Raw genomic sequence first — 20,728 nt, forward strand, 5'->3', positions numbered from 1 at the left:
TGCAGAGGTAAAGCAGCCACCGCTTGACCTCACTCCGCATCCCTACGACCGCACGCTGGAGCCCCATCACCGTAAAGGCTCCATCGTGCTCGATGCGTCAAGAAACGTGGGCTATCTGAAAGACCTCACGCCCTACGGAGGGATGTTCCATCCCGCTGACCTCAATGGCTTTCAGAAAGAGAAACTGATGCTCTACATCTCCCTGCGTGATGCCTACGAGCGTCTGTACCGTTATGAATCGCTCCGGCGCGAGGCGAATGTTCCGTGGCGTGAACACTTGAACACCTGTTACGATGAGTTTGTCATGCGCTACGGCAACCTCAACGCCAAGCAGAACGTGAAATTGGTGATGATGGACGCGGGCGGACGTGACATCCTTTCGTTGGAACGGGCGGAGAACGGAAAGTTCGTCAAGGCGGACATCTTCGAGCGTCCTGTTTCCTTTGCGGTGGAGAGCCATGCCAACGTAGGCTCTCCCGAAGAAGCCCTCTCCGCATCACTCAACAAGTTCGGTACGGTCAATCTCGACTATATGCGGGAGATAACCGACAGCACGGCGGAGGAATTGCTCACTGCCTTGCAAGGGCGCATCTATTATAATCCGCTCGTGACCGGTTACGAGATCAAAGACCGCTTCATCGCCGGGAACGTGATAGAGAAGGCGGAACGCATAGAGGCATGGATGGGCGAAAACCCCGAAAATGAACGTATGCCGGAGGTGAAGCAGGCGTTGGAGGCTCTGAAAGATGCCGAACCGCCACGCATCGCCTTTGAAGACCTTGATTTCAACTTCGGGGAACGCTGGATTCCGACGGGTGTCTATGCCGCCTACATGAGCCATCTGTTCGACACTGAGGTGAAAATCGCCTACTCCGCCAGCATGGACGAGTTTTCGGTGGCGTGCGGCTACCGCACCATGAAAATCACGGACGAGTTTCTGGTGAAGGGGTATTACCGGAACTATGACGGTATGCACCTCCTGAAGCACGCTCTGCACAACACCTGCCCCGACATGATGAAGTCCATCGGCAAGGACGAGCATGGCAATGACATCAAGGTGCGCGACAGCGAGGGAATACAGCTCGCCAACGCCAAGATTGACGAGATACGAAACGGTTTCTCCGAATGGCTCGAAGAGCAGTCGCCGCAGTTCAAGGAACGGCTGACGACGATGTATAACCGCAAGTTCAACTGTTTTGTGCGCCCGAAGTATGACGGCTCGCACCAGACTTTTCCCGACCTCAATCTGAAAGGCTTGGCAAGCCGGGGCATCAAGAGTGTCTATCCCTCGCAAATGGATTGCGTCTGGATGCTGAAACAGAACGGCGGCGGAATTTGTGACCACGAGGTCGGAACCGGCAAGACGCTGATAATGTGCATCGCCGCGCATGAGATGAAGCGTCTGAACTTGGCGCATAAGCCGATGATTATCGGGTTGAAAGCCAATGTTGCGGAGATTGCTGCCACCTATCAGGCGGCATATCCCAACGCGCGTATTCTGTACGCTTCGGAGAAGGACTTTTCGACTGCCAACCGTGTGCACTTCTTCAACAATATCAAGAACAACGATTACGATTGTGTCATCATGTCGCACGACCAGTTCGGCAAGATACCGCAGTCGCCGGAGTTGCAGCAGCGCATCCTGCAAGCGGAGCTTGACACGGTGGAGGAAAACCTCGAAGTGCTGCGCCAGCAGGGAAAGAACGTGTCGCGGGCGATGCTGAAAGGTTTGGAGAAGCGCAAGCACAACCTTGAAGCGAAGCTGGAGAAGGTGGAACACGCCATTCGATCGCGCACGGATGACGTGGTGGACTTCAAGCAGATGGGCATCGACCACATCTTCATTGATGAATCGCACCAGTTCAAGAATCTGACTTTCAACACGCGCCACGACCGTGTGGCGGGGCTGGGAAACAGCGAGGGAAGCCAGAAGGCACTGAATATGCTCTTTGCCATACGTACCATACAGGAGCGCACAGGCAAGGACTTGGGAGCGACCTTCCTTTCGGGCACGACCATCAGCAACTCGCTGACTGAATTGTATCTGCTGTTCAAGTACCTGCGTCCGAAGGAGCTGGAACGGCAGGACATCCGGTGTTTCGATGCTTGGGCGGCGATATTCGCCAAAAAGACGACGGACTTTGAATTTAACGTGACGAACAACGTGGTGCAGAAGGAGCGTTTCCGCTACTTCATCAAAGTGCCGGAACTTGCCGCCTTCTATAACGAAATAACGGACTACCGCACGGCGGAAGATGTGGGCGTGGACCGTCCCAACAAGAACGAGATACTGCACCACATACCGCCCACGCCGGAACAGGAGGACTTCATACAGAAGCTGATGCAGTTCGCCAAGACAGGCGACGCTACCCTGTTGGGCAGGCTGCCGCTTTCGGAAACGGAAGAAAAGGCGAAGATGCTCATCGCCACGGACTATGCCCGGAAAATGGCACTCGACATGCGCATGATAGACCCGAATTACGAAGATCATCCCGACAACAAAGCGAGTCACTGTGCCAAGATGATCGCGGAGTATTATCAAAAATACGACGCCCAGAAAGGCACGCAGTTCGTTTTCTCTGATTTGGGGACATACCAGCCGGGCGACGGGTGGAACGTCTATTCGGAAATCAAGCGCAAACTGACGGAGGACTACGGTATACCGCCAAGCGAGGTGCGCTTCATTCAGGAGTGCAAGACCGACAAGGCGCGGAAGGCGGTGATAGACGCCATGAACGCCGGGACGGTGCGTGTGCTGTTCGGCTCTACCTCTATGCTCGGAACGGGTGTGAACGCCCAGAAACGGTGTGTGGCTATCCATCATCTCGATACGCCGTGGCGACCGTCCGACTTGCAACAGCGTGACGGACGCGGAGTTAGGGCAGGTAATGAGATTGCCAAACATTTCGCCGGGAACAACGTGGATGTAATCATCTACGCGGTGGAGAAGTCACTGGACAGCTACAAGTTCAACCTCCTGCACTGCAAGCAGACTTTCATAAGCCAGCTCAAAAGCGGTGCGATGGGTGCGCGTACCATCGACGAGGGGGCAATGGACGAAAAATCGGGCATGAATTTCTCGGAATACATGGCGTTGCTCTCCGGCAATACCGACCTGTTGGACAAGGCGAAACTGGAAAAGCGGATCGCATCGCTCGAAGGGGAACGCAAGTCGTTCAACAAGGGCAAGCGTGATTCGGAGTTCAAGCTGGAGTCAAAGACCGGCGAGTTGCGCAACAACACGGCTTTCATAGATGCCATGACGGAGGACTGGAACCGCTTCCTGTCGGTGGTGCAGACCGACAAGGAGGGCAACCGCCTTAATATAATAAAGGTGGACGGAGTGGATTCCGCCGATGAGAAGGTCATCGGAAAGCGTTTGCAGGAGATAGCCAAGAATGCCACGACCGGAGGGTTGTACACGCAGGTCGGTGAACTTTACGGTTTTCCGATAAAGGTGGTGAGCGAAAGGATACTCAAAGAGGGATTGGAGTTCACCGACAACCGCTTCGTGGTCGAGGGGAACTACAAGTACACCTACAACAACGGGCATCTGGCGATGGCTGACCCGTTGGCCGCCGCCCGCAACTTCCTCAACGCGATGGAGAGGATACCCTCCATCATCGACCAGTACAAGGCGAAGAACGAGGTGCTGGAGATGGAGATACCGCAGTTACAGGAGATAGCGGGTAAGGTGTGGAAGAAGGAGGACGAGCTGAAGCAGTTGAAGTCCGAACTTGCCGCCCTTGACCGAAAAATTCAGCTGGAGCTTGCGCCACCCACGCCCGAAGTCGCAGAAAAGGAGAATGAAGGGCAACAGCTCAAGCCGGAAGCGGAAGATGTGAGGAACAGGCAGGCGCAATATCCCGAAAATGCACCGCCGCAGATACGCAGTCCGGCGGATAGTATCGTTGCCAACCATGTCATAATCGGGCGTCCGGGACTGTATGCCAAGGAGGAAACCCGGTCCAAAGGATTGAAAATATAACCTAAGGAATTTTATCTGAAGTATTAATAAGGGCTATCCCAAAAGGTCTAAAAGTAAATTTTATCCTTTCTGCAAGTATCTATAGGATGGCAACTGCATTTTTTTCTTTTTGGGCAGCCCTTATTAAAATTTATTCTTATTTTAGGTTATATACATTCATGTCCATTTATGTAAAAAATTCCTGCTGACCTTGTTTATGTCTTGTCAGTCACCATTTGCAAAACCATATTTGACCCTCAAAGAGGCTGAATTTGATAAGTAACTTGCTACATACTCATAATAAGGAGCTAAATAGAACACGAATGGGAAATACACAAATGCTAAACTAAAGAAGATATTGGCCAAAATAAACGCTATACCGAGAGAGAAACTTGATTTTTCAACTTCCTAAAACGGTGTTGTTCAAACATTTCTACTTATTTGTACTTGCCAGTTGAACCTACGCTTCCCTAATAAAATGTCTATGGTAAAAAGTTAAAAAATCCTCCCACTTTTGTTAGATATATTTTTTTGTGTAATTTTGTAATCGTTATGCGGCAGTAATAATATACATATTAATACGAGTTAGTAATCCTGTAGTTCTCATATGCTACGAGGAGGTATTAAAAGGTGCGTTTCGACAATGCATCTACTGTAGTATATTATTGCTTAATCCAAATGAATATTATAAATTTAGGAATTCTTGCTCACATTGATGCAGGAAAAACTTCCGTAACCGAGAATCTGCTGTTTGCCAGTGGAGCAACGGAAAAGTGCGGCCGTGTGGATAATGGTGACACCATAACGGACTCTATGGATATAGAGAAACGTAGAGGAATTACTGTCCGGGCTTCTACGACATCTATTATCTGGAATGGAGTGAAATGCAATATCATTGACACTCCGGGACACATGGATTTTATTGCGGAAGTGGAGCGGACATTCAAAATGCTTGATGGAGCAGTCCTCATCTTATCCGCAAAGGAAGGCATACAAGCGCAGACAAAGTTGCTGTTCAGTACTTTACAAAAGCTGCAAATCCCGACAATTATATTTATCAATAAGATTGACCGTGCCGGTGTGAATTTGGAGCGTTTGTATATGGATATAAAAACAAATCTGTCGCAAGATGTCCTGTTTATGCAAACTGTTGTCGATGGATCGGTTTATCCGGTTTGCTCCCAAACATATATAAAGGAAGAATACAAAGAATTTGTATGCAACCATGACGACGATATATTAGAACGATATTTGGCGGATAGCGAAATTTCACCGGCTGATTATTGGAATACGATAATCGCTCTTGTGGCAAAAGCCAAAGTCTATCCGGTGCTACATGGATCAGCAATGTTCAATATCGGTATCAATGAGTTGTTGGACGCCATTTCTTCTTTTATACTTCCTCCGGCATCAGTCTCAAACAGACTTTCAGCTTATCTCTATAAGATAGAGCATGACCCCAAAGGGCATAAAAGAAGTTTTCTTAAAATAATTGACGGAAGTCTGAGACTTCGAGACGTTGTAAGAATCAACGATTCGGAAAAATTCATCAAGATTAAAAATCTAAAGACTATTTATCAGGGCAGAGAGATAAATGTTGATGAAGTGGGTGCCAATGATATCGCGATTGTAGAAGATATAGAAGATTTTCGAATCGGAGATTATTTAGGTGCTAAACCTTGTTTGATTCAAGGATTATCTCATCAGCATCCCGCTCTCAAATCCTCCGTCCGGCCAAATAAGCCCGAAGAGAGAAGCAAGGTGATATCCGCTCTGAATACATTGTGGATTGAAGACCCGTCTTTGTCCTTTTCCATAAACTCATATAGTGATGAATTGGAAATCTCGTTATATGGTTTGACCCAAAAGGAAATCATACAGACATTGCTGGAAGAACGATTTTCCGTAAAGGTCCATTTTGATGAGATCAAGACTATCTACAAAGAACGACCTATAAAAAAGGTCAATAAGATTATTCAGATCGAAGTACCACCCAACCCTTACTGGGCCACAATAGGGCTGACTCTTGAACCCTTACCGTTAGGGGCAGGGTTGCAAATCGAAAGTGACATCTCCTATGGTTATCTGAACCATTCTTTTCAAAATGCCGTTTTTGAAGGGATTCGTATGTCTTGCCAATCTGGTTTACATGGATGGGAAGTGACAGATCTGAAAGTAACTTTTACTCAAGCCGAGTATTATAGCCCGGTAAGTACACCTGCTGATTTCAGACAGCTGACCCCTTATGTCTTCAGGCTGGCTTTGCAACAGTCAGGTGTGGACATTCTCGAACCGATGCTCTGTTTTGAGTTGCAGATACCCCAAGTAGCGAGTTCCAAAGCTATTACAGATTTGCAAAAACTGATGTCTGAGATTGAAGACATCAGTTGTAATAATGAGTGGTGTCATATTAAAGGGAAAGTTCCATTAAATACAAGTAAAGACTATGCCTCAGAAGTAAGTTCGTACACTAAGGGCTTAGGCATTTTTATGGTTAAGCCATGTGGGTATCAAATAACAAAAGACGGTTATTCTGATAATATCCGCATGAACGAAAAAGATAAACTTTTATTCATGTTCCAAAAATCAATGTCATTAAAATAATGGAGCGGTCAGGAAATTTCTATAAGGCAATACGGTTGGGATATATACTTATCTCCATTCTTATCGGATGTATGGCATATAATAGCCTCTATGAATGGCAGGAGATAGAAGCATTAGAACTTGGCAATAAAAAAATAGACGAGCTCCGAAAAGAAATAAACAATATCAATATTCAAATGATAAAATTTTCTCTATTGGGTGAAACAATACTGGAATGGAACGATAAAGATATCGAGCATTACCATGCACGGCGTATGGCAATGGACAGTATGCTCTGCCGTTTCAAGGCCACCTATCCAGCAGAGCGCATCGATAGTGTGCGCAGTCTTTTAGAGGATAAGGAACGACAGATGTTCCAGATAGTCCGGTTAATGGATGAACAACAATCTATTAACAAGAAGATAGCCAATCAAATTCCGGTTATTGTACAGAAAAGTGTGCAGGAACAGTCCAAAAAGCCAAAACGAAAAGGTTTCTTAGGCATATTCGGCAAAAAAAAGGAAGTAACTCCAGCAGTATCAACCACTATCCTTCATTCGCTCAATAGATACGTAATCAGCGAACAGAAAGCACAAAGCCGTCGGTTGTCGGAACAAGCCGACAGTCTTGCGGCTCGAAATGCTGAACTTAACAGACAACTGCGAGGTTTGATTTGCCAAATCGAAAAGAAGGTACAATCTGATTTACAAAATAGAGAAAGCGAGATAACCGCCATGCGTGAAAAATCATTTATGCAGATAGGCAGCTTGATGGGATTTGTTCTTTTGCTGTTGGTCATTTCCTATATCATCATACACCGTGATGCAAAGAGCATCAAACGATATAAACGCAAGACAACGGATTTGATAGGGCAACTGGAACAGTCCGTGCAACAAAACAAGGCACTCATAACCTCCCGGAAGAAGGCGGTGCATACCATCACCCACGAACTCCGCACACCACTAACGGCAATAACAGGTTATACCGAGCTGTTGCAGAAAGAGTGCAGCAAAGGGAACAATGTACATTTTCTTCAAAGCATACAGCAATCTTCAAACCGTATGCGGGATATGCTCAACACTCTGCTTGACTTCTTCCGTTTGGATAATGGAAAGGAGCAGCCCAGAATGCAACCTTGCCGGATCTCAGCAATCACGCACATACTTGAAACGGAGTTCATGCCAATCGCCATGAACAAAGGGCTGTCGCTGACAGTGAAGAACGTAAGTGATGCCGTTGTATTGACCGACAAGGAGCGTATAATCCAAATTGGAAATAACCTGCTGTCAAATGCTATCAAGTTCACAGAAGAAGGCGGTGTGTCGCTAACAACTAACTATACCAACGGGGTGCTAACAATTACGGTTAAAGATACGGGTACAGGCATGACTGAAGATGAACAGCAACAGGTATTCGGTGCGTTTGAACGCCTTTCAAATGCTGCTGCAAAAGACGGCTTCGGACTTGGACTTACCATTGTGAAGAATATAGTGACGATGCTTAGCGGCAAAATCCGTTTGGAAAGCGAGAAATGGAAAGGCAGCCGTTTCACAGTGGAGATACCCATGCAGAAAGCCAAAGAACTGCCAGAAAAAGAGATACAGACTTATATCCACCGAAAGGACAGAAACTTCAATATTGTCGCCATCGACAATGATGAGGTGCTACTCCTGATGCTGAAAGAAATGTATGCACAGGAGGGAATACACTGTGATACATGCACGGATGCGGCAGAACTTATGGAAATGGTACGCCGAAAAGAGTACAACTTGTTGCTGACGGACTTGAATATGCCCGATATAAACGGTTTCGAGCTGCTGGAACTGCTCCGCTCGTCCAACGTGGGCAATTCACAAACAATCCCCGTGGTCGTGGCAACCGCTTCGGGCAGTTGCGATGCGGAGGAACTTTTGGCAAAAGGATTTGCCGGATGCCTGTTCAAACCGTTCTCAATATCAGAACTGATGGAGGTTTCCGACAGATGCGCTATAAAAGAAGCACCGGACGGAAAGCCGGACTTTTCCACCTTATTGTCATACGGTAATGAAGCTATCATGTTGGAGAGGTTGATAACGGAAACAGAGAAGGAAATGCAGGCTGTACGGGATGCGGCAACGCGAAACGACCTGCAAGAACTTGATGCCTTGACACACCACCTGCGCAGCTCGTGGGAGATACTCCGTGCCGACCAACCGCTGAGGAAACTTTACGGATTGCTTCATAGCGATACACTTCCAAATGGTGAAACATTAAGCTATGCTGTGACTACCTTGCTGGATAAAGGAACGGAAATAATCCGGCAGGCAGAAGAGGAAAGGAGAAAATACGAAAATGGATAAGACAAGAATAATCGTGGTGGAGGACAACATCGTGTATTGCGAATATGTCTGCAACCTGCTGGCACGGGAGGGCTACCGCAATATGAAGGCTTACCACCTCTCAACCGCGAAGAAACATCTGCAACAGGCAACAGATAATGATATCGTGGTTGCCGACCTGCGTCTGCCTGACGGCAGTGGCATAGACCTTTTGTGCTGGATGCGAAAGGAGGGAAAGATGCAGCCCTTCATCATTATGACCGACTACGCCGAAGTTAATACCGCCGTGGAAAGCATGAAACTCGGCTCGATAGACTATATTCCCAAACAGCTTGTGGAGGATAAACTTGTCCCCCTGATCCGTTCCATACTGAAAGAACGTCAGGCAGGACAACGCCGTATGCCTATATTCGCCCGTGAAGGTTCCGCCTTTCAGAAAATCATGCACCGCATAAGGCTGGTAGCCGCCACCGATATGAGCGTGATGATATTTGGTGAGAACGGCACGGGCAAGGAGCATATTGCCCACCTGTTGCATGACAAGAGCAAACGTGCAGGCAAGCCATTTGTGGCGGTGGACTGCGGTTCACTCTCAAAAGAACTTGCGCCGTCGGCATTCTTCGGACACGTCAAAGGCGCGTTTACGGGTGCAGACAGTACCAAGAAAGGGTATTTCCATGAAGCGGAAGGCGGCACACTATTTCTGGATGAGGTGGGCAATCTCGCGTTGGAAACCCAACAGATGTTACTCCGCGCTATACAGGAAAGGCGGTATCGCCCAGTCGGTGACAAATCGGACAGGAATTTCAATGTCCGCATCATCGCCGCCACCAACGAAGATTTGGAAATAGCGGTGAGTGAAAAGCGTTTCCGGCAGGATTTACTCTACCGTCTGCATGATTTCGTAATAACCGTGCCGCCGTTGCGTGACTGTCAGGAGGACATCATGCCGTTGGCTGAGTTCTTCCGTGAAATTGCGAACAAAGAGCTGGAATGTGATGTTATCGGATTTGACGGAGAAGCCCGTAAGACATTGCTGACCCATGTTTGGCCGGGCAATGTCCGTGAGCTTCGGCAGAAAATCATGGGTGCGGTGTTACAGGCGCAGACCGGACTTGTCACGAAAGAGCATCTGGAACTTGCCGTGACAAAACCGACCTCTTCCGTCAGCTTTGCCCTGCGTAACGATGCGGAAGACAAGGAACGGATTTTGCGTGCATTGAAGCAGGCGAACGGTAACCGCAAGGTTGCCGCCGAACTGCTCGGAATAGGACGTACAACGCTGTACAGCAAGCTGGAAGAGTATGGCTTGAAATACAAATTCAGGCAATCATAGCCGGTAATTCACTGAATTTAGCTATCTTTGCATGAACATTTGAAGGTAAACGGCGATTGGGGAGCCTTTCGCCGCCGATATATAACATAAGACCGCAAGGCGTTTCGAGCGAAAATCTGGTAAATTGACACTACGGAGACGATTGCGTGATGCTTATGCTATGCCTACGCATAGCGTGCATTCACGTACTCTCCGTAAAAGGCTTTACCAGAGCCGTCGCTTGAAAGTAGTGTGGATTGCACGCTACTTTTTTGCTCCTTGCCCAACGAAAGAAAAAGGCTATGGGTAAAGTTCAGATTCTTGCCGTCCTCACGATGGACGGGTGTCATTCTTCAGAATTATATGGCAAAGCGTATGAGGATTTACGCCTTGACCGCTGCGATATTGACAAAATAAGGGAAAACGCGCTTTACCATGTCACGCCGGACTACTCCATCTCCATGCTGGACGAATGGCGGAAAGACAATACCAACATCTGCTATCTCGCAGAAGCCACCCCCGACAATTCGGACTATATCAACGGGCTGTTGCGTATGCGGGTGGTGGATGAGATTATCCTATATACCGTGCCTTTCATATCGGGAACGGGACGGCATTTCTTCAAGTCGGCACTACCCGAAGCACGCTGGACACTCTCCTCACAAAAGAGTTATTCCAACGGAGTGTACCGGAGCATCTACACACGCATGGAAACCATGAAATAGCCGGGATGTACCATAGGAGAACATTTCTATAATCCGTTTAATAAAGCAATGTTCTGAAATAGAACATTTTAAGACGACCATAATTCATGCCGGATAAAAAATATCAATTCTTATTGCACTGAAATCCAGTACGTTGTAAATACCGTGCCGGATTTTTTGCTTTTTGGTCGCGATTTTTGCCAATATTATTCATGTGCGCATACCGAAAACAGAGTGTAAAATTTCAAAATTGACAGGACATGAACTATTTCTTACTGGCGGATACCGAGTTCTTCCGCCGTATCAATGAAGCCGGAGACTGCAATATGGAAACGGCATATATGGCTTTCGCCAACCAAGTAATCGAACTGTGCGGCAGCAGCCATGCGAGCCATACCGCCATCGCACTGGCTTATATTGAAATCGAGTTGCAACACCACCCCGTGCGTCTGTTATCCGAAGAACGCAAGGAAGCCGCCGCCTATATCGGAAAGGCACTTTCTTTCGTGAGGAAGATGCAGAAGTTCCTTACCACTCCCCAAGTGCCACCACTCACATCCAACATCCATTCAACCAATATTACTGCCGCCAAAAGCGAAACGCCAAAGTCCTTGCAATGGACGGGCAACACCCTCGACCTCGTGGAACTGATTTACGGGCTGAGCGAGATGGGTTGCATTGACAACGGAGAGACACCCCTGAAGGTGCTCGCCCCTGCCCTCTACGAGTTCTTCGGGCTTGACACCAAGGAGTGCTACCGCTACTACTCTGCCATCAAACTGCGCAAGAATCCCAGCCGTACCTATTTCATCGACAAGATGCAGAAGAAACTCAATGAGAAGATTCGACGGGATGAGGAATTGGAGCGGATGAGGAGGTAAAAGGGACATAAAAGTCGGCTTTTCCTATCCCAATAATTGTTTTAGGACAAGAAAAACGTATGTACTTGAATGAAAACGGTCTATCCGTTTGGTTATGTCACAAATTTATTATACATTTGTGGCAAAATTAAAGAAGAAATGGCAGCACAAAGCGTTTATAACGAGATAAAAAGAAGGGTGGAGAAATCCAAAAGGGGAAGGCTCTTCTTTCCCGATGACTTTCACCCGGCATCTTCCGATGCGGTACGGTCGGCCTTGGTCCGTCTGTGCCGTGCGGGCGACCTTATGCGTGTGGCCCAGGGCATCTATTGCTATCCAAAAGTGGACAGAAAATGGGGCAGCGGCATCATACCGCCCTCCATTGAAGAGATTGCCGAAGCTATCGCCAAGCGCGACAAGGTGAGGATTGCCCCTACTGGAGCATACGTACTGAACAAGCTGGGACTATCCACCCAGATTCCGGCCAATGTCGTGTTTGTCACGGATGGTTCCGGGCGTCGCGTGTCCATCGGGAAGGGCAAGGGCATCCTGTTCAAGCATACGTCGGAAATGCGTATTTTCGCTTTCCGCTCTACCCTGATGCAGCTTATCGTGACCGCCATGCGCGAGATTGGTGAACACAACGTGACCGATGAACAGATAGCCGTTATCAGAAAACATCTTGAACATGTGACCGAGGAAGACTATCAGAAAGACATCCAACTTGCACCGATATGGGTGCGCAAAAAACTCTCATAGCTATGAAATTTGCAGATTTATCCGTAAAAGACCGACAGGAAATCATACGCCGTGTGCAAGCCGAGAACGGGTTGCACCTTCAGATAATCGAGAAAGACTGGTGGGTGACGGCAGTCTTGCGGGCATTGTTCGCTTTGCCCTATGCGGAGCATATCTCCTTCAAGGGCGGTACCAATCTGAGCAAGTGCTGGCATCTCATCAGCCGAATGTCCGAGGATGCCGACATTGCCATAGACCGTGAATATCTTGGTTTCAACGGAAAGCTGTCGAAGACTCAGATAAGCGACAAACTGCGCCGTGCCTCCTGCTCGTTTGTCAGGGAAAGGCTGCAATATGACTTGGCGGAACAACTCGTCCGGGACGGCATTTCCAAGGATGCGTTTACGGTGTCCGTGAACATCACCCCCGTGACGACGACCGACCCTGAAATCATCGAGGTGGCCTATCATCCCGCTTTTGACGACAACGTCTATATCCGTCCCAAGGTTATCATTGAGGTCAGCGGCCGTTCCATGAGCGAGCCGGTCACTCCCGTCAAATTGCGGTCGTTCATCGACGAGGTCTTCACAAAGGCTCCATTCACGGAAAAAGAGTTTGAAGTCCGTGCCGTGCTGCCACAACGCACATTCCTTGAAAAGGTGTTCCTGCTGCACGAGGAATTTGCCAAGCCGAAGGAGAACATTCGTACCGAACGTATGTCGAGACACCTCTACGACATCGGGCAGATTATGGATACGCCGATTGCTGAGGAAGCCTTGCAGGACAAAGCGCTCTATCAGTCGGTCATCGACCATCGCCGCACCTTTATCGGTCTGCGAGGATTCGACTATGACACTTTGCAGCCTGCCACCTTGCGGATAGTGCCGCCGGAAAACATCGTGGAGGAATGGAAGAAGGATTATGAGGTGATGCAGGGAACCATGATTTACGGTGATTCACTGCCATTCAGCCAACTGATAGACAAGATTCGGAAATTGAATGAACGAATCAACGGAATGGGATAAGGAACCCTGCTATAAATACAGATTAAGGGAGAGTCAACGAAGGATTGGCTCTCCCTTAATCGTTCTTACTTATTCTGCAGCAAATGCTTCAGGCTTTCATCGCTGGCGATGCGCTCCAGCTCGTCCTTGACAATCAGCTTCACCTCGTCCTTGATGCGGTTGTAGTTCTCCTGCACCTTCTCCTTCATGCAGTCGTTGCCCTGCTCGTCCGTGAAGTCCGTGATGACGGGAATGGGCTTGTAGGCCTTCGTCTCGGCGGCGACCTTTGCGTTGTCCACCACAATCTCCGCATGGAAAATCTTCTGCTCGATGCGCTCGTCGAAGTTGTCGCTGACCGCACCCACGAACATGCCCTGCGTGAGGCCGGAAATCTTGCTCGGCGGAATGAGCGAGTCCATCTGTGTGTTGATGGAGGTGGAGACGTCCTGACGGTTGATGGAGATAGACTGCCGTTTCTGCAACACCTTGCCGAAACGCTCCGAAAGCGTCTTGGCGGTCTCGCCCACCACCTGCCCGGAGAAGATGTTGCCGACGGTGTTCATCACCACCTTTGCTTCCTTGTCGCCATAGTCACGCACCAGCTGCGAGAAATCCTGAAAGCCCAGACACACCGCCACCTTGTTGCTGCGTGCCGTGGCGATGAGGTTGTCCAGTCCCTTGAAATAGATGGTGGGCAGCTCGTCGATGATGACCGACGATTTCAGCATCCCCTTCTTGTTGATGAGTTTCACGATGCGGGAGTTATACAATCCGAGTGCCGCACCGTAAATGTTCTGGCGGTCGGGATTGTTGCCCACACAGAGAATCTTCGGTTCTTCGGGGTTGTTGATGTCGAGCGTGAACTCGCTGTCCGACATCACCCAGTAGAGCTGTGGCGAAATCATGCGTGAGAGCGGAATCTTCGCGCTGGCAATCTGTCCCTGCAACTGTTCCATCGCTCCCCCTTGCCAAGCGTCCATGAAGGGCGAAAGATAGTTCTCCAGTTCGGGATAGCTCGTCAGGATGGGAAACACATCCTCGTAGCGGCGGTTGAGCAGTTCGATGGCATGGGGAAAGGTGCAATACCTGCCGTCCTGATAGATGCGCAGGAACCAGATGATGGCAGCGAAGAGGATGATGGGCGATTCCACAAAGAAGTCGCCCTGTTTCTGCACCCACGTGCGGTTGAGGTTGAGCATGATAGTATAGGCACTCTCGTAGGCATCCGAAATGTCGGTCATGAAATCCGGGTGTATGGGGTTGCAGCGGTGGCTGCGGCGAGGGTCGTCGAAGTTGATGACGTAGAACTGCGGTTTCACCTTGTACCCCTCCGGGTGGTTGAGCAGATGATTGTAGGCAATCATGGAGAGGTCGGGGAACTTGAAGTCATACACATACATCGAATATCCTTTCTCTATCTGCTGCTTGATGAAATTGTTCACCACGGCATACGACTTACCGCTGCCCGGCGTGCCCAGTACGATGGAGGCACGGAAGGGATTGACCACGTTGATCCAGCCCCTGTTCCAGCGTTTGCGGTAGTAGAAGCGTGTGGGCAGGTTCACGGAATAGTCGTTCTCCAGCAGCCTTGTCTCCTGCATGAAACTCTCGTTCTCCGTGTTGAACACATCCTCCATCAGGTTGTGCTTCAGCAGGCGGCTCATCCACAACCCGCCCATCAGCAGACAGACGTAGCCCATGCCGATGGTGGCGATGTACAGGCCCGCCACCGCCTCCGTGGGCAGTGGCAACGCCAATATCCACCAGTTGAGGAAGAACAGCACGCTGCCTGCTGCCAGTGCCGCCCAAATCCTGCTCCAAGTGATTTTCTCTCCCTTCACGCCCTTCGTGCCGAGGCAGGAAAGGGCGAGCAGGAGTACGGCGAACAGCTTCGTGTAGAGGATGGAGTGGAACAGTCCCGCCGTGCGGTTGAAGTTCATCAGAATCCTGTCCACCACACCGATGTCCACACCCCACAGCCGTATGGCACTGTAACAGTACCAATACACGTTCATCACTACCAGTATAATACTCACAGCACGCAGAAAATCCATGATTTTCGCCAGTGCCCTCAAATCGTCTTCTTGTGACATACCTTGATTCTTTTTTGATTGTTGATACTTTGATTACATTCCCAGTCCCTTGCGCTTTTTCTTTTTCTTCTTCCGCTGCATGGCACGGATAAACGCCTCCTCTTCGGGGTCGATACCAGAACCGTCGGGTGAGAAAAGCCCTGCGCCTGAGATGTGGAAACCGTCAGCGGTGTACTCCTCTGCTTTCGGCATGACAGCGTTTCTTTCTTCAGAAGGAACGCTCTCTTCTGCAGGTACAGTCATCGTTATCGGCTCGTTGTTGCCGAATGGCAGCGTGAAGTGTTCCTGCAAGGCATTGGCCGAAAATCCCCTGCCCATGCGTGAGCCGTTGAGCACGCAGCCCGTGCGGTGGTCGATGAAGGTAACGCCGTAGATGCGCCCGTCCTCCGTATGTCGCAGCACCGTGTCGATGCCTCTTTCCCTGAGCAGGGCGATGAAGCGGTCCTGGTGGTGAGTCGCCTCCAGAGCCGCCAATACAGTGCGCTTCGTCATTTCAGCCAGTTTCCTGTCCTTTATCTCTTTTTTGGAGCGTGCAAACTTGTTTTGCAGCGCATCATATCCGGCTGACTTGCCAAAGAGCGAGGACTTGAACGGATTTCCCGTCTTGTTGCCTGCATCATCCGTTGCGGAGAACACCAGCCCGTGGTATTCCCGTCCACGCACGATGCCCCGCGTCTCCTCCACCGTCACGTTGTACAGCGACAGCAGCGCACGGTATTCGCCCAGTGAGTGGAAGCGGTACTGCCTGTTCACCACCTTCACGATGTTACCCACCTGCTTTTTGACATCGCCTGCCGAAGTGTCCACCTTGTGCAGCGGACGCTCTATGCGCTCGCCTCGTCGCTCTGCCGGGTGCAGCCCATACTTCCGCTCCAGATCCTTGCGTATGCGCTCGCTCCTGCGGAAGAGGAAGTCCTGGTTGAGTCGCCTGCCGCTCTCGTCCACATTGATGGTGACGATGTGAAGGTGGTGGCGGTCAATGTCCTCGTGCTTATAGACCATATAAGGCTGGTTGCCGTAGCCCAGACGGTCGAGGTATTCCCGTGCTATCTCCTGCAGCTCCGTGTCCGTCAGCACATCATCGGGATGCGGATTGATGGAGATGTGCAGCACAGGTTTCTCCGTGCGCACCGTGGCGGGCATGAAGGCCATGAAGCCCTCCATCGCCTTGGCTATGTCCACCGTGCCGCTCCCGTCGTTGAAGATGCGGTTGGTGGCCAACAGCCGACCCTGCTCCTTGTTGATCTTCTCCCCGTTGTAGGCGAGGGCACCGTAGAGCGACTTCCCTAAACTGATTTTGGTGACCATTTCTCCTCCATTTCTTTTGAGAGTTCCACAATCCTGCGGCTCAACGCCGCCAGTTCCTCCGTGCATTTCTCCAGTTTGTAGAGCAACGCCATCGCCTTTTTCTCGGAGAAATGCGACCGCAATTCCTTCACGACTTGGTTGTAGTTCGTACCGATGGCACGGAACTGCGCATGGAAATCCGACAGCTTGGTGTAATAGTCCACCAAGCCCTTGTCCATCGTGACGACCCTGAACGTCCTGCCGAAGAACTGCTCCTTCAGGAATACCGCCTTGGCATAGACACCCGATTTCTCGTGCATGGCGAGGAACCTGTTCCACTCGCCGTCGTCGAAGCGTACCATCACGCAGTGCGTCTTCGTGTCCAACTTGGGGCATCGCCCCGTTCTTCTTTTCTCTTTCTGCATTATTGATTGGATTTAGTGGTTTTGCGCCAAGGTCCCCTTTCTGGGCCTCCAACCATCGGTTTTCATCAGGCTTCCCGACTTCGGAGGAAGAGCCATCCCTCGTCAGTGGGGCGAGAGCTTTTCGGGTAACTCAAATCCTTTTGAGTAACTGAAAAGACATCTTGCTATTGGCTAATGCCAATAAAAATCCGCCTTCGGACGGATTGGTGTATTGCCTGATAACCCTGGTGGCAGTGTTCCAAGGGCAAGCCCTGTCGCTTGGGTGCAAAATTACGGCTATTTTCGCCTCTGAATCAGCGTTTTTGCTGTGCCAACCGCTACCACCCTGTGCCACTCGCTGCCACTCATTCCGAAAGTGATACGGATATGAAAAAATGCCTATACTTTTGCATCGTGATTCAGTTCACGGATGATTTGCGGACGTAGAAAACCGACTGTTCAAATCCATGCGTAACCGGTTTGACGGGTAAGCGGAAAAGCGGATTTTCAAAGGTCCGGCAATCCACTGATACGATGAAGCGCATACGTAATGACGCAATGACTTCATGCCGTCATTCAGTGGGGATTCAAACAGGCGAAGAACCGGATAAGGGGAAAGCCGTTGAAGCGACAAACCAATCATCCGCATAAATGAAGACACCGGGATGCAATCCCATAGAGAGACAATAAAACGAGTAAGTAATCATTCAAAAACGAGAAGACATGAGTAAAGAAATCTTCGTCGCCTTTGCGACACAGAAGGGAGGCATCGGCAAATCCACCGTCACTGCCCTTGCCGCAAGTTACCTTCACAATGTGATGGGGCTGAATGTGGCGGTGGTGGACTGCGATGCCCCGCAGCACAGCATTCACGGTTTGCGTGAGCGCGAGTTGAAACTGATAGAGGAAAGCCTCTACTTCAAGGCACTGGCCTGCGACCATTTCCGCAAAATCAAGAAGCATGCCTATCCGATAGTGGAGAGCGATGCGGTGAACGCCTTGGACGATGCGGAGAAACTGCTGGCAAACGAGGAGGTGAAGCCCGATGTGGTGTTCTTCGACATGCCCGGCACGCTGAAGGCGAATGGCGTGGTCAAGACGCTCTCGCAGATGGACTACATCTTCGCCCCAGTCAGTGCAGACCGTTTCGTGGTGGAGAGCACGCTCCAGTTCGCCACCATGTTCAAGGACAACCTGATGACGACAGGCAGGGCGAAGACAAAAGCCTTCCACCTGTTCTGGACGATGGTTGACGGCAGGGAGAAGAACGGGCTGTATGAGGTCTATGAGGACGTGATGGCGGAGATGGGGCTTTCGGTCTTATCCACACGACTGCCCGACAGCAAGAAATACCGCCGTGACCTTTCGGAAGAACGGAAGGGCGTGTTCCGTTCCACCATCTTCCCGATGGACTCCGCCCTGCTGAAGGGGAGCGGCATCAAGGAATTTGCAGAGGAAATCAGTAACATCATAAACAACCCGTAATTATGGCAAGCAGAAAAGTGAATACGGAAGGCATTGACGAGGAACTGTTGATTGCCTCCATCGGAAAGAAAAGAAGCGAGGAACAGATGCCTCCTCCCGTACAAGAACAGTCCGTGCAAGGACAGGAAGAAAAGTCCTACGCTCCAACGAGGCGCGATGCGGGCGGCAAAAAGAAACAGCAGGACGATGACTATATCGGGCTATATCTCGGTCGCAACGAAATCAAGACCCGGCAGTGCGTGTATATCAGCAGGGATGTCCACAGCGTCATCCTGAAGATAGTCAACAGCATCGCCCCGGAGGACACGACAGTGGGCGGATACATCGACACCGTCCTGCGGTTCCACCTGCAACAGCACAAGGACCGCATCAACGAACTGTACAAGAAACAAAGAGACAATTTGATTTAACAACAGTATTAACATCAAAAATTTCAAGACAATGAAGAAGAATCAAGTGAGCAATTACCGTAGCGTGTTTTTGAAGAGCAATGGCATCAACAAGAAGAATGCCATGCCAGTGGCCATCAGTCCGAAGACTTATGCCAAGATAGAGCAAATCATCCAAGTCATGGGAGACGGCAGCTGTACCGTGGACGATTTTGTGGAGAACGTGCTGAAGCATGGTCTCAGTGGTAAGGAATCCCGGTCTATATCTATCAGCGCAGCGACCTATGACATGATAGAGGGTCTGATTCATGGTATGGAGACAGACGGCTGCACTGTGGACGCCTTTGTGGAAAGCATATTGAAGTACCAACTCCGCGAGGCGAATACCCGTCCTATTCCTATCAGTCCGACAACTTATGCCGTGATAGAGAATATCATCCAAGTCATGGGAGACGGCAAATGTACCGTGGACGATTACGTGAAAAACGTATTGCAGAGCAAACTCTGCGAGATCAATGATGTGCAGTGTATCGCATCTAAAGCATAAAATCGGGGCAATCAAATTATTCACATCTAAATTTACAAGACAATGAAGAAGAATCTCAGAAGCATTTTCAACAAGTTCATTAAGAAGGCTGGCATCAAAGCAAGAGACGGCAAGCAAGTTTACATCTGCGAGGAATTTCATCAGAAAATAAGTCTGATGGCTAATCTCGGCTGTCGAGGTGAGATTACCATAGCGGATTATCTCCACAATGTGCTGGAAGACCACTTCCGCATGCACGGGACAACCTTCAACGAAGTATTGAACGAAGCATTGAAGGCAAGATTATGAGCATCACCTATATCCTGCTTTCCGTGTCCATTGTCTGCAATGTCTGGTTTATCCTGCTGCTTCTTGCAGACCGCATAGCCGACACCAAGGCGGCAAGACTCCTGAGAGGCATTGCCGATGTATGGAAGTCGCTTCATGAAACGGCGGAGGAAAGGCCAACGATGTCCCAATCTCCAGTTTTCGACAATGAGATTATCGGGAAAAGCAAGTTCAGAATGCAGTCTCCGAGGCCAACCGCTGCCACCCCTGTGCCAAAGGATTCCACTTCCGAAAAAGGTGTGGAGATGTCGGAAAACGACATTACTTTTGAAAGCGAAAACAAAGACAGCGAGCAAGAAACGGACTCCGCTCGCATCCCGGACGTGAAACTCGACAAGGCTTTCAAGAGCCTTTCACCGGACGAGCTGGGTTATTCGGATGATGAGCCGGAAGAAGAAAGCGAACGTCCGCGAGCCTCTGGTTTCAGCTTTGACGAGATTGGTGAGGCTGTCCACATAGCCACCAAGAAGAACCCGTCGGGCAAGGAACAGCAGAAAGCGAGGGAGGTCTTCGCAGAACTGGAGGACACGGAACTCTATGAGAAACTAATGGCCGGAAGTACGGAAGTAAGTATCCGCATCAAGGGACTGATGGAAATTCGCCTGAAGAAGCCGAAGAAAGATTTCGTCATCCCCGACAAACTGGAGGACTTCAACATCCGGGACTATGTATAACGTATAACCATTGCAACGAAAAAAAGAATGAAT

General features: G+C 49.7%; 15 protein-coding genes and 1 pseudogene. 13 read left to right on the forward strand and 3 right to left on the reverse strand.

Annotated features, from left to right (window positions below):
* Positions 1–22 precede the first annotated feature (22 nt).
* From HMPREF9145_RS04020 to HMPREF9145_RS04055, 8 genes and pseudogenes are all read left to right on the forward strand, one after another.
* A pseudogene (locus HMPREF9145_RS04020) lies at positions 23–3,988 on the forward strand (helicase-related protein); the annotation flags it as partial.
* 657 nt (positions 3,989–4,645) lie between these two features.
* Positions 4,646–6,571: a tetracycline resistance ribosomal protection protein Tet(Q) gene (gene tet(Q) / locus HMPREF9145_RS04025; protein WP_004291466.1), complete on the forward strand. Its 1,926-nt coding sequence runs from the start codon at positions 4,646–4,648 to the stop codon at positions 6,569–6,571.
* Positions 6,571–8,889, forward strand: a complete 2,319-nt coding sequence (locus tag HMPREF9145_RS04030) for a hybrid sensor histidine kinase/response regulator (protein WP_036906427.1) — start codon at positions 6,571–6,573, stop codon at positions 8,887–8,889. The genes tet(Q) and HMPREF9145_RS04030 overlap by 1 nt, the downstream gene beginning before the upstream one ends.
* Positions 8,882–10,204 (forward strand): sigma-54-dependent transcriptional regulator, encoded by a 1,323-nt coding sequence (locus HMPREF9145_RS04035; protein ID WP_021825065.1) that lies wholly within the window; start codon positions 8,882–8,884, stop codon positions 10,202–10,204. The genes HMPREF9145_RS04030 and HMPREF9145_RS04035 overlap by 8 nt, the downstream gene beginning before the upstream one ends.
* Positions 10,205–10,485: 281 nt before the next feature.
* Positions 10,486–10,908 carry a dihydrofolate reductase family protein gene (locus HMPREF9145_RS04040; protein ID WP_008653350.1) on the forward strand — a complete coding sequence of 141 codons (423 nt, stop codon included), beginning with the start codon at positions 10,486–10,488 and terminating at the stop codon, positions 10,906–10,908.
* 239 nt (positions 10,909–11,147) lie between these two features.
* Positions 11,148–11,768: an RteC domain-containing protein gene (locus HMPREF9145_RS04045; RefSeq protein WP_021825069.1), complete on the forward strand. Its 621-nt coding sequence runs from the start codon at positions 11,148–11,150 to the stop codon at positions 11,766–11,768.
* A 69-nt stretch (positions 11,769–11,837) separates the two neighbouring features.
* Positions 11,838–12,506 (forward strand): DUF6088 family protein, encoded by a 669-nt coding sequence (locus tag HMPREF9145_RS04050; RefSeq protein ID WP_021825025.1) that lies wholly within the window; start codon positions 11,838–11,840, stop codon positions 12,504–12,506.
* 2 nt (positions 12,507–12,508) lie between these two features.
* Positions 12,509–13,510 carry a nucleotidyl transferase AbiEii/AbiGii toxin family protein gene (locus tag HMPREF9145_RS04055; RefSeq protein WP_021825012.1) on the forward strand — a complete coding sequence of 334 codons (1,002 nt, stop codon included), beginning with the start codon at positions 12,509–12,511 and terminating at the stop codon, positions 13,508–13,510.
* 65 nt (positions 13,511–13,575) lie between these two features.
* Here the strand turns inward: HMPREF9145_RS04055 and mobC are convergent, their stop codons facing one another.
* From mobC to mobA, 3 genes are read right to left on the reverse strand one after another with little or no spacing between them, the layout of a single operon-like run.
* Positions 13,576–15,582 carry a conjugal transfer protein MobC gene (mobC, locus tag HMPREF9145_RS04060; RefSeq protein WP_021824815.1) on the reverse strand — a complete coding sequence of 669 codons (2,007 nt, stop codon included), beginning with the start codon at positions 15,580–15,582 and terminating at the stop codon, positions 13,576–13,578.
* A 33-nt stretch (positions 15,583–15,615) separates the two neighbouring features.
* Complete coding sequence (gene mobB, locus HMPREF9145_RS04065) at positions 15,616–16,890, reverse strand: conjugal transfer protein MobB (protein WP_036906430.1); 1,275 nt, start codon at positions 16,888–16,890, stop codon at positions 15,616–15,618.
* Positions 16,869–17,294 (reverse strand): conjugal transfer protein MobA, encoded by a 426-nt coding sequence (mobA, locus tag HMPREF9145_RS04070; protein WP_036906433.1) that lies wholly within the window; start codon positions 17,292–17,294, stop codon positions 16,869–16,871. The genes mobB and mobA overlap by 22 nt, the downstream gene beginning before the upstream one ends.
* Before the next feature lie 702 nt (positions 17,295–17,996).
* Here mobA and HMPREF9145_RS04075 point away from each other — a divergent pair.
* The 5 genes from HMPREF9145_RS04075 to HMPREF9145_RS04095 are packed head-to-tail and all read left to right on the forward strand — an operon-like array spanning position 17,997 to position 20,695.
* Positions 17,997–18,758, forward strand: a complete 762-nt coding sequence (locus HMPREF9145_RS04075) for a ParA family protein (protein WP_021825156.1) — start codon at positions 17,997–17,999, stop codon at positions 18,756–18,758.
* Between the two features lie 2 nt (positions 18,759–18,760).
* A complete protein-coding gene (locus HMPREF9145_RS04080; RefSeq protein WP_021824984.1) occupies positions 18,761–19,168 on the forward strand; it encodes a DUF3408 domain-containing protein in 408 nt (135 codons plus the stop codon).
* A 31-nt stretch (positions 19,169–19,199) separates the two neighbouring features.
* The gene (locus tag HMPREF9145_RS04085) at positions 19,200–19,694 is read left to right on the forward strand and encodes a DUF3408 domain-containing protein (protein ID WP_036906436.1); all 495 of its coding nucleotides are present in this window, start codon (positions 19,200–19,202) and stop codon (positions 19,692–19,694) included.
* A 42-nt stretch (positions 19,695–19,736) separates the two neighbouring features.
* The gene (locus HMPREF9145_RS04090; protein WP_036906439.1) at positions 19,737–19,982 is read left to right on the forward strand and encodes a DUF3408 domain-containing protein; all 246 of its coding nucleotides are present in this window, start codon (positions 19,737–19,739) and stop codon (positions 19,980–19,982) included.
* The gene (locus HMPREF9145_RS04095; protein ID WP_021824997.1) at positions 19,979–20,695 is read left to right on the forward strand and encodes a hypothetical protein; all 717 of its coding nucleotides are present in this window, start codon (positions 19,979–19,981) and stop codon (positions 20,693–20,695) included. Before HMPREF9145_RS04090 ends, HMPREF9145_RS04095 begins: the two co-directional genes overlap by 4 nt.
* Positions 20,696–20,728 lie beyond the last annotated feature (33 nt).

Origin of the sequence: Segatella salivae F0493 (assembly GCF_000477535.1) — a bacterium.
Taxonomy (GTDB): domain Bacteria; phylum Bacteroidota; class Bacteroidia; order Bacteroidales; family Bacteroidaceae; genus Prevotella; species Prevotella salivae.

Excerpts from the sequence above, each read along its gene's own strand:
- HMPREF9145_RS04030 (WP_036906427.1), top strand. The coding sequence starts at position 6,571 with ATGGAGCGGTCAGGAAATTTCTATAAGGCAATACGGTTGGGATATATA.
- HMPREF9145_RS04035 (WP_021825065.1), top strand. The coding sequence starts at position 8,882 with ATGGATAAGACAAGAATAATCGTGGTGGAGGACAACATCGTGTATTGC.
- HMPREF9145_RS04040 (WP_008653350.1), top strand. The coding sequence starts at position 10,486 with ATGGGTAAAGTTCAGATTCTTGCCGTCCTCACGATGGACGGGTGTCAT.
- HMPREF9145_RS04045 (WP_021825069.1), top strand. The coding sequence starts at position 11,148 with ATGAACTATTTCTTACTGGCGGATACCGAGTTCTTCCGCCGTATCAAT.
- HMPREF9145_RS04050 (WP_021825025.1), top strand. The coding sequence starts at position 11,838 with ATGAAAACGGTCTATCCGTTTGGTTATGTCACAAATTTATTATACATT.
- HMPREF9145_RS04055 (WP_021825012.1), top strand. The coding sequence starts at position 12,509 with ATGAAATTTGCAGATTTATCCGTAAAAGACCGACAGGAAATCATACGC.
- mobC (WP_021824815.1), bottom strand. The coding sequence starts at position 15,582 with ATGTCACAAGAAGACGATTTGAGGGCACTGGCGAAAATCATGGATTTT.
- mobB (WP_036906430.1), bottom strand. The coding sequence starts at position 16,890 with ATGGTCACCAAAATCAGTTTAGGGAAGTCGCTCTACGGTGCCCTCGCC.
- mobA (WP_036906433.1), bottom strand. The coding sequence starts at position 17,294 with ATGCAGAAAGAGAAAAGAAGAACGGGGCGATGCCCCAAGTTGGACACG.
- HMPREF9145_RS04075 (WP_021825156.1), top strand. The coding sequence starts at position 17,997 with ATGAGTAAAGAAATCTTCGTCGCCTTTGCGACACAGAAGGGAGGCATC.
- HMPREF9145_RS04080 (WP_021824984.1), top strand. The coding sequence starts at position 18,761 with ATGGCAAGCAGAAAAGTGAATACGGAAGGCATTGACGAGGAACTGTTG.
- HMPREF9145_RS04085 (WP_036906436.1), top strand. The coding sequence starts at position 19,200 with ATGAAGAAGAATCAAGTGAGCAATTACCGTAGCGTGTTTTTGAAGAGC.
- HMPREF9145_RS04090 (WP_036906439.1), top strand. The coding sequence starts at position 19,737 with ATGAAGAAGAATCTCAGAAGCATTTTCAACAAGTTCATTAAGAAGGCT.
- HMPREF9145_RS04095 (WP_021824997.1), top strand. The coding sequence starts at position 19,979 with ATGAGCATCACCTATATCCTGCTTTCCGTGTCCATTGTCTGCAATGTC.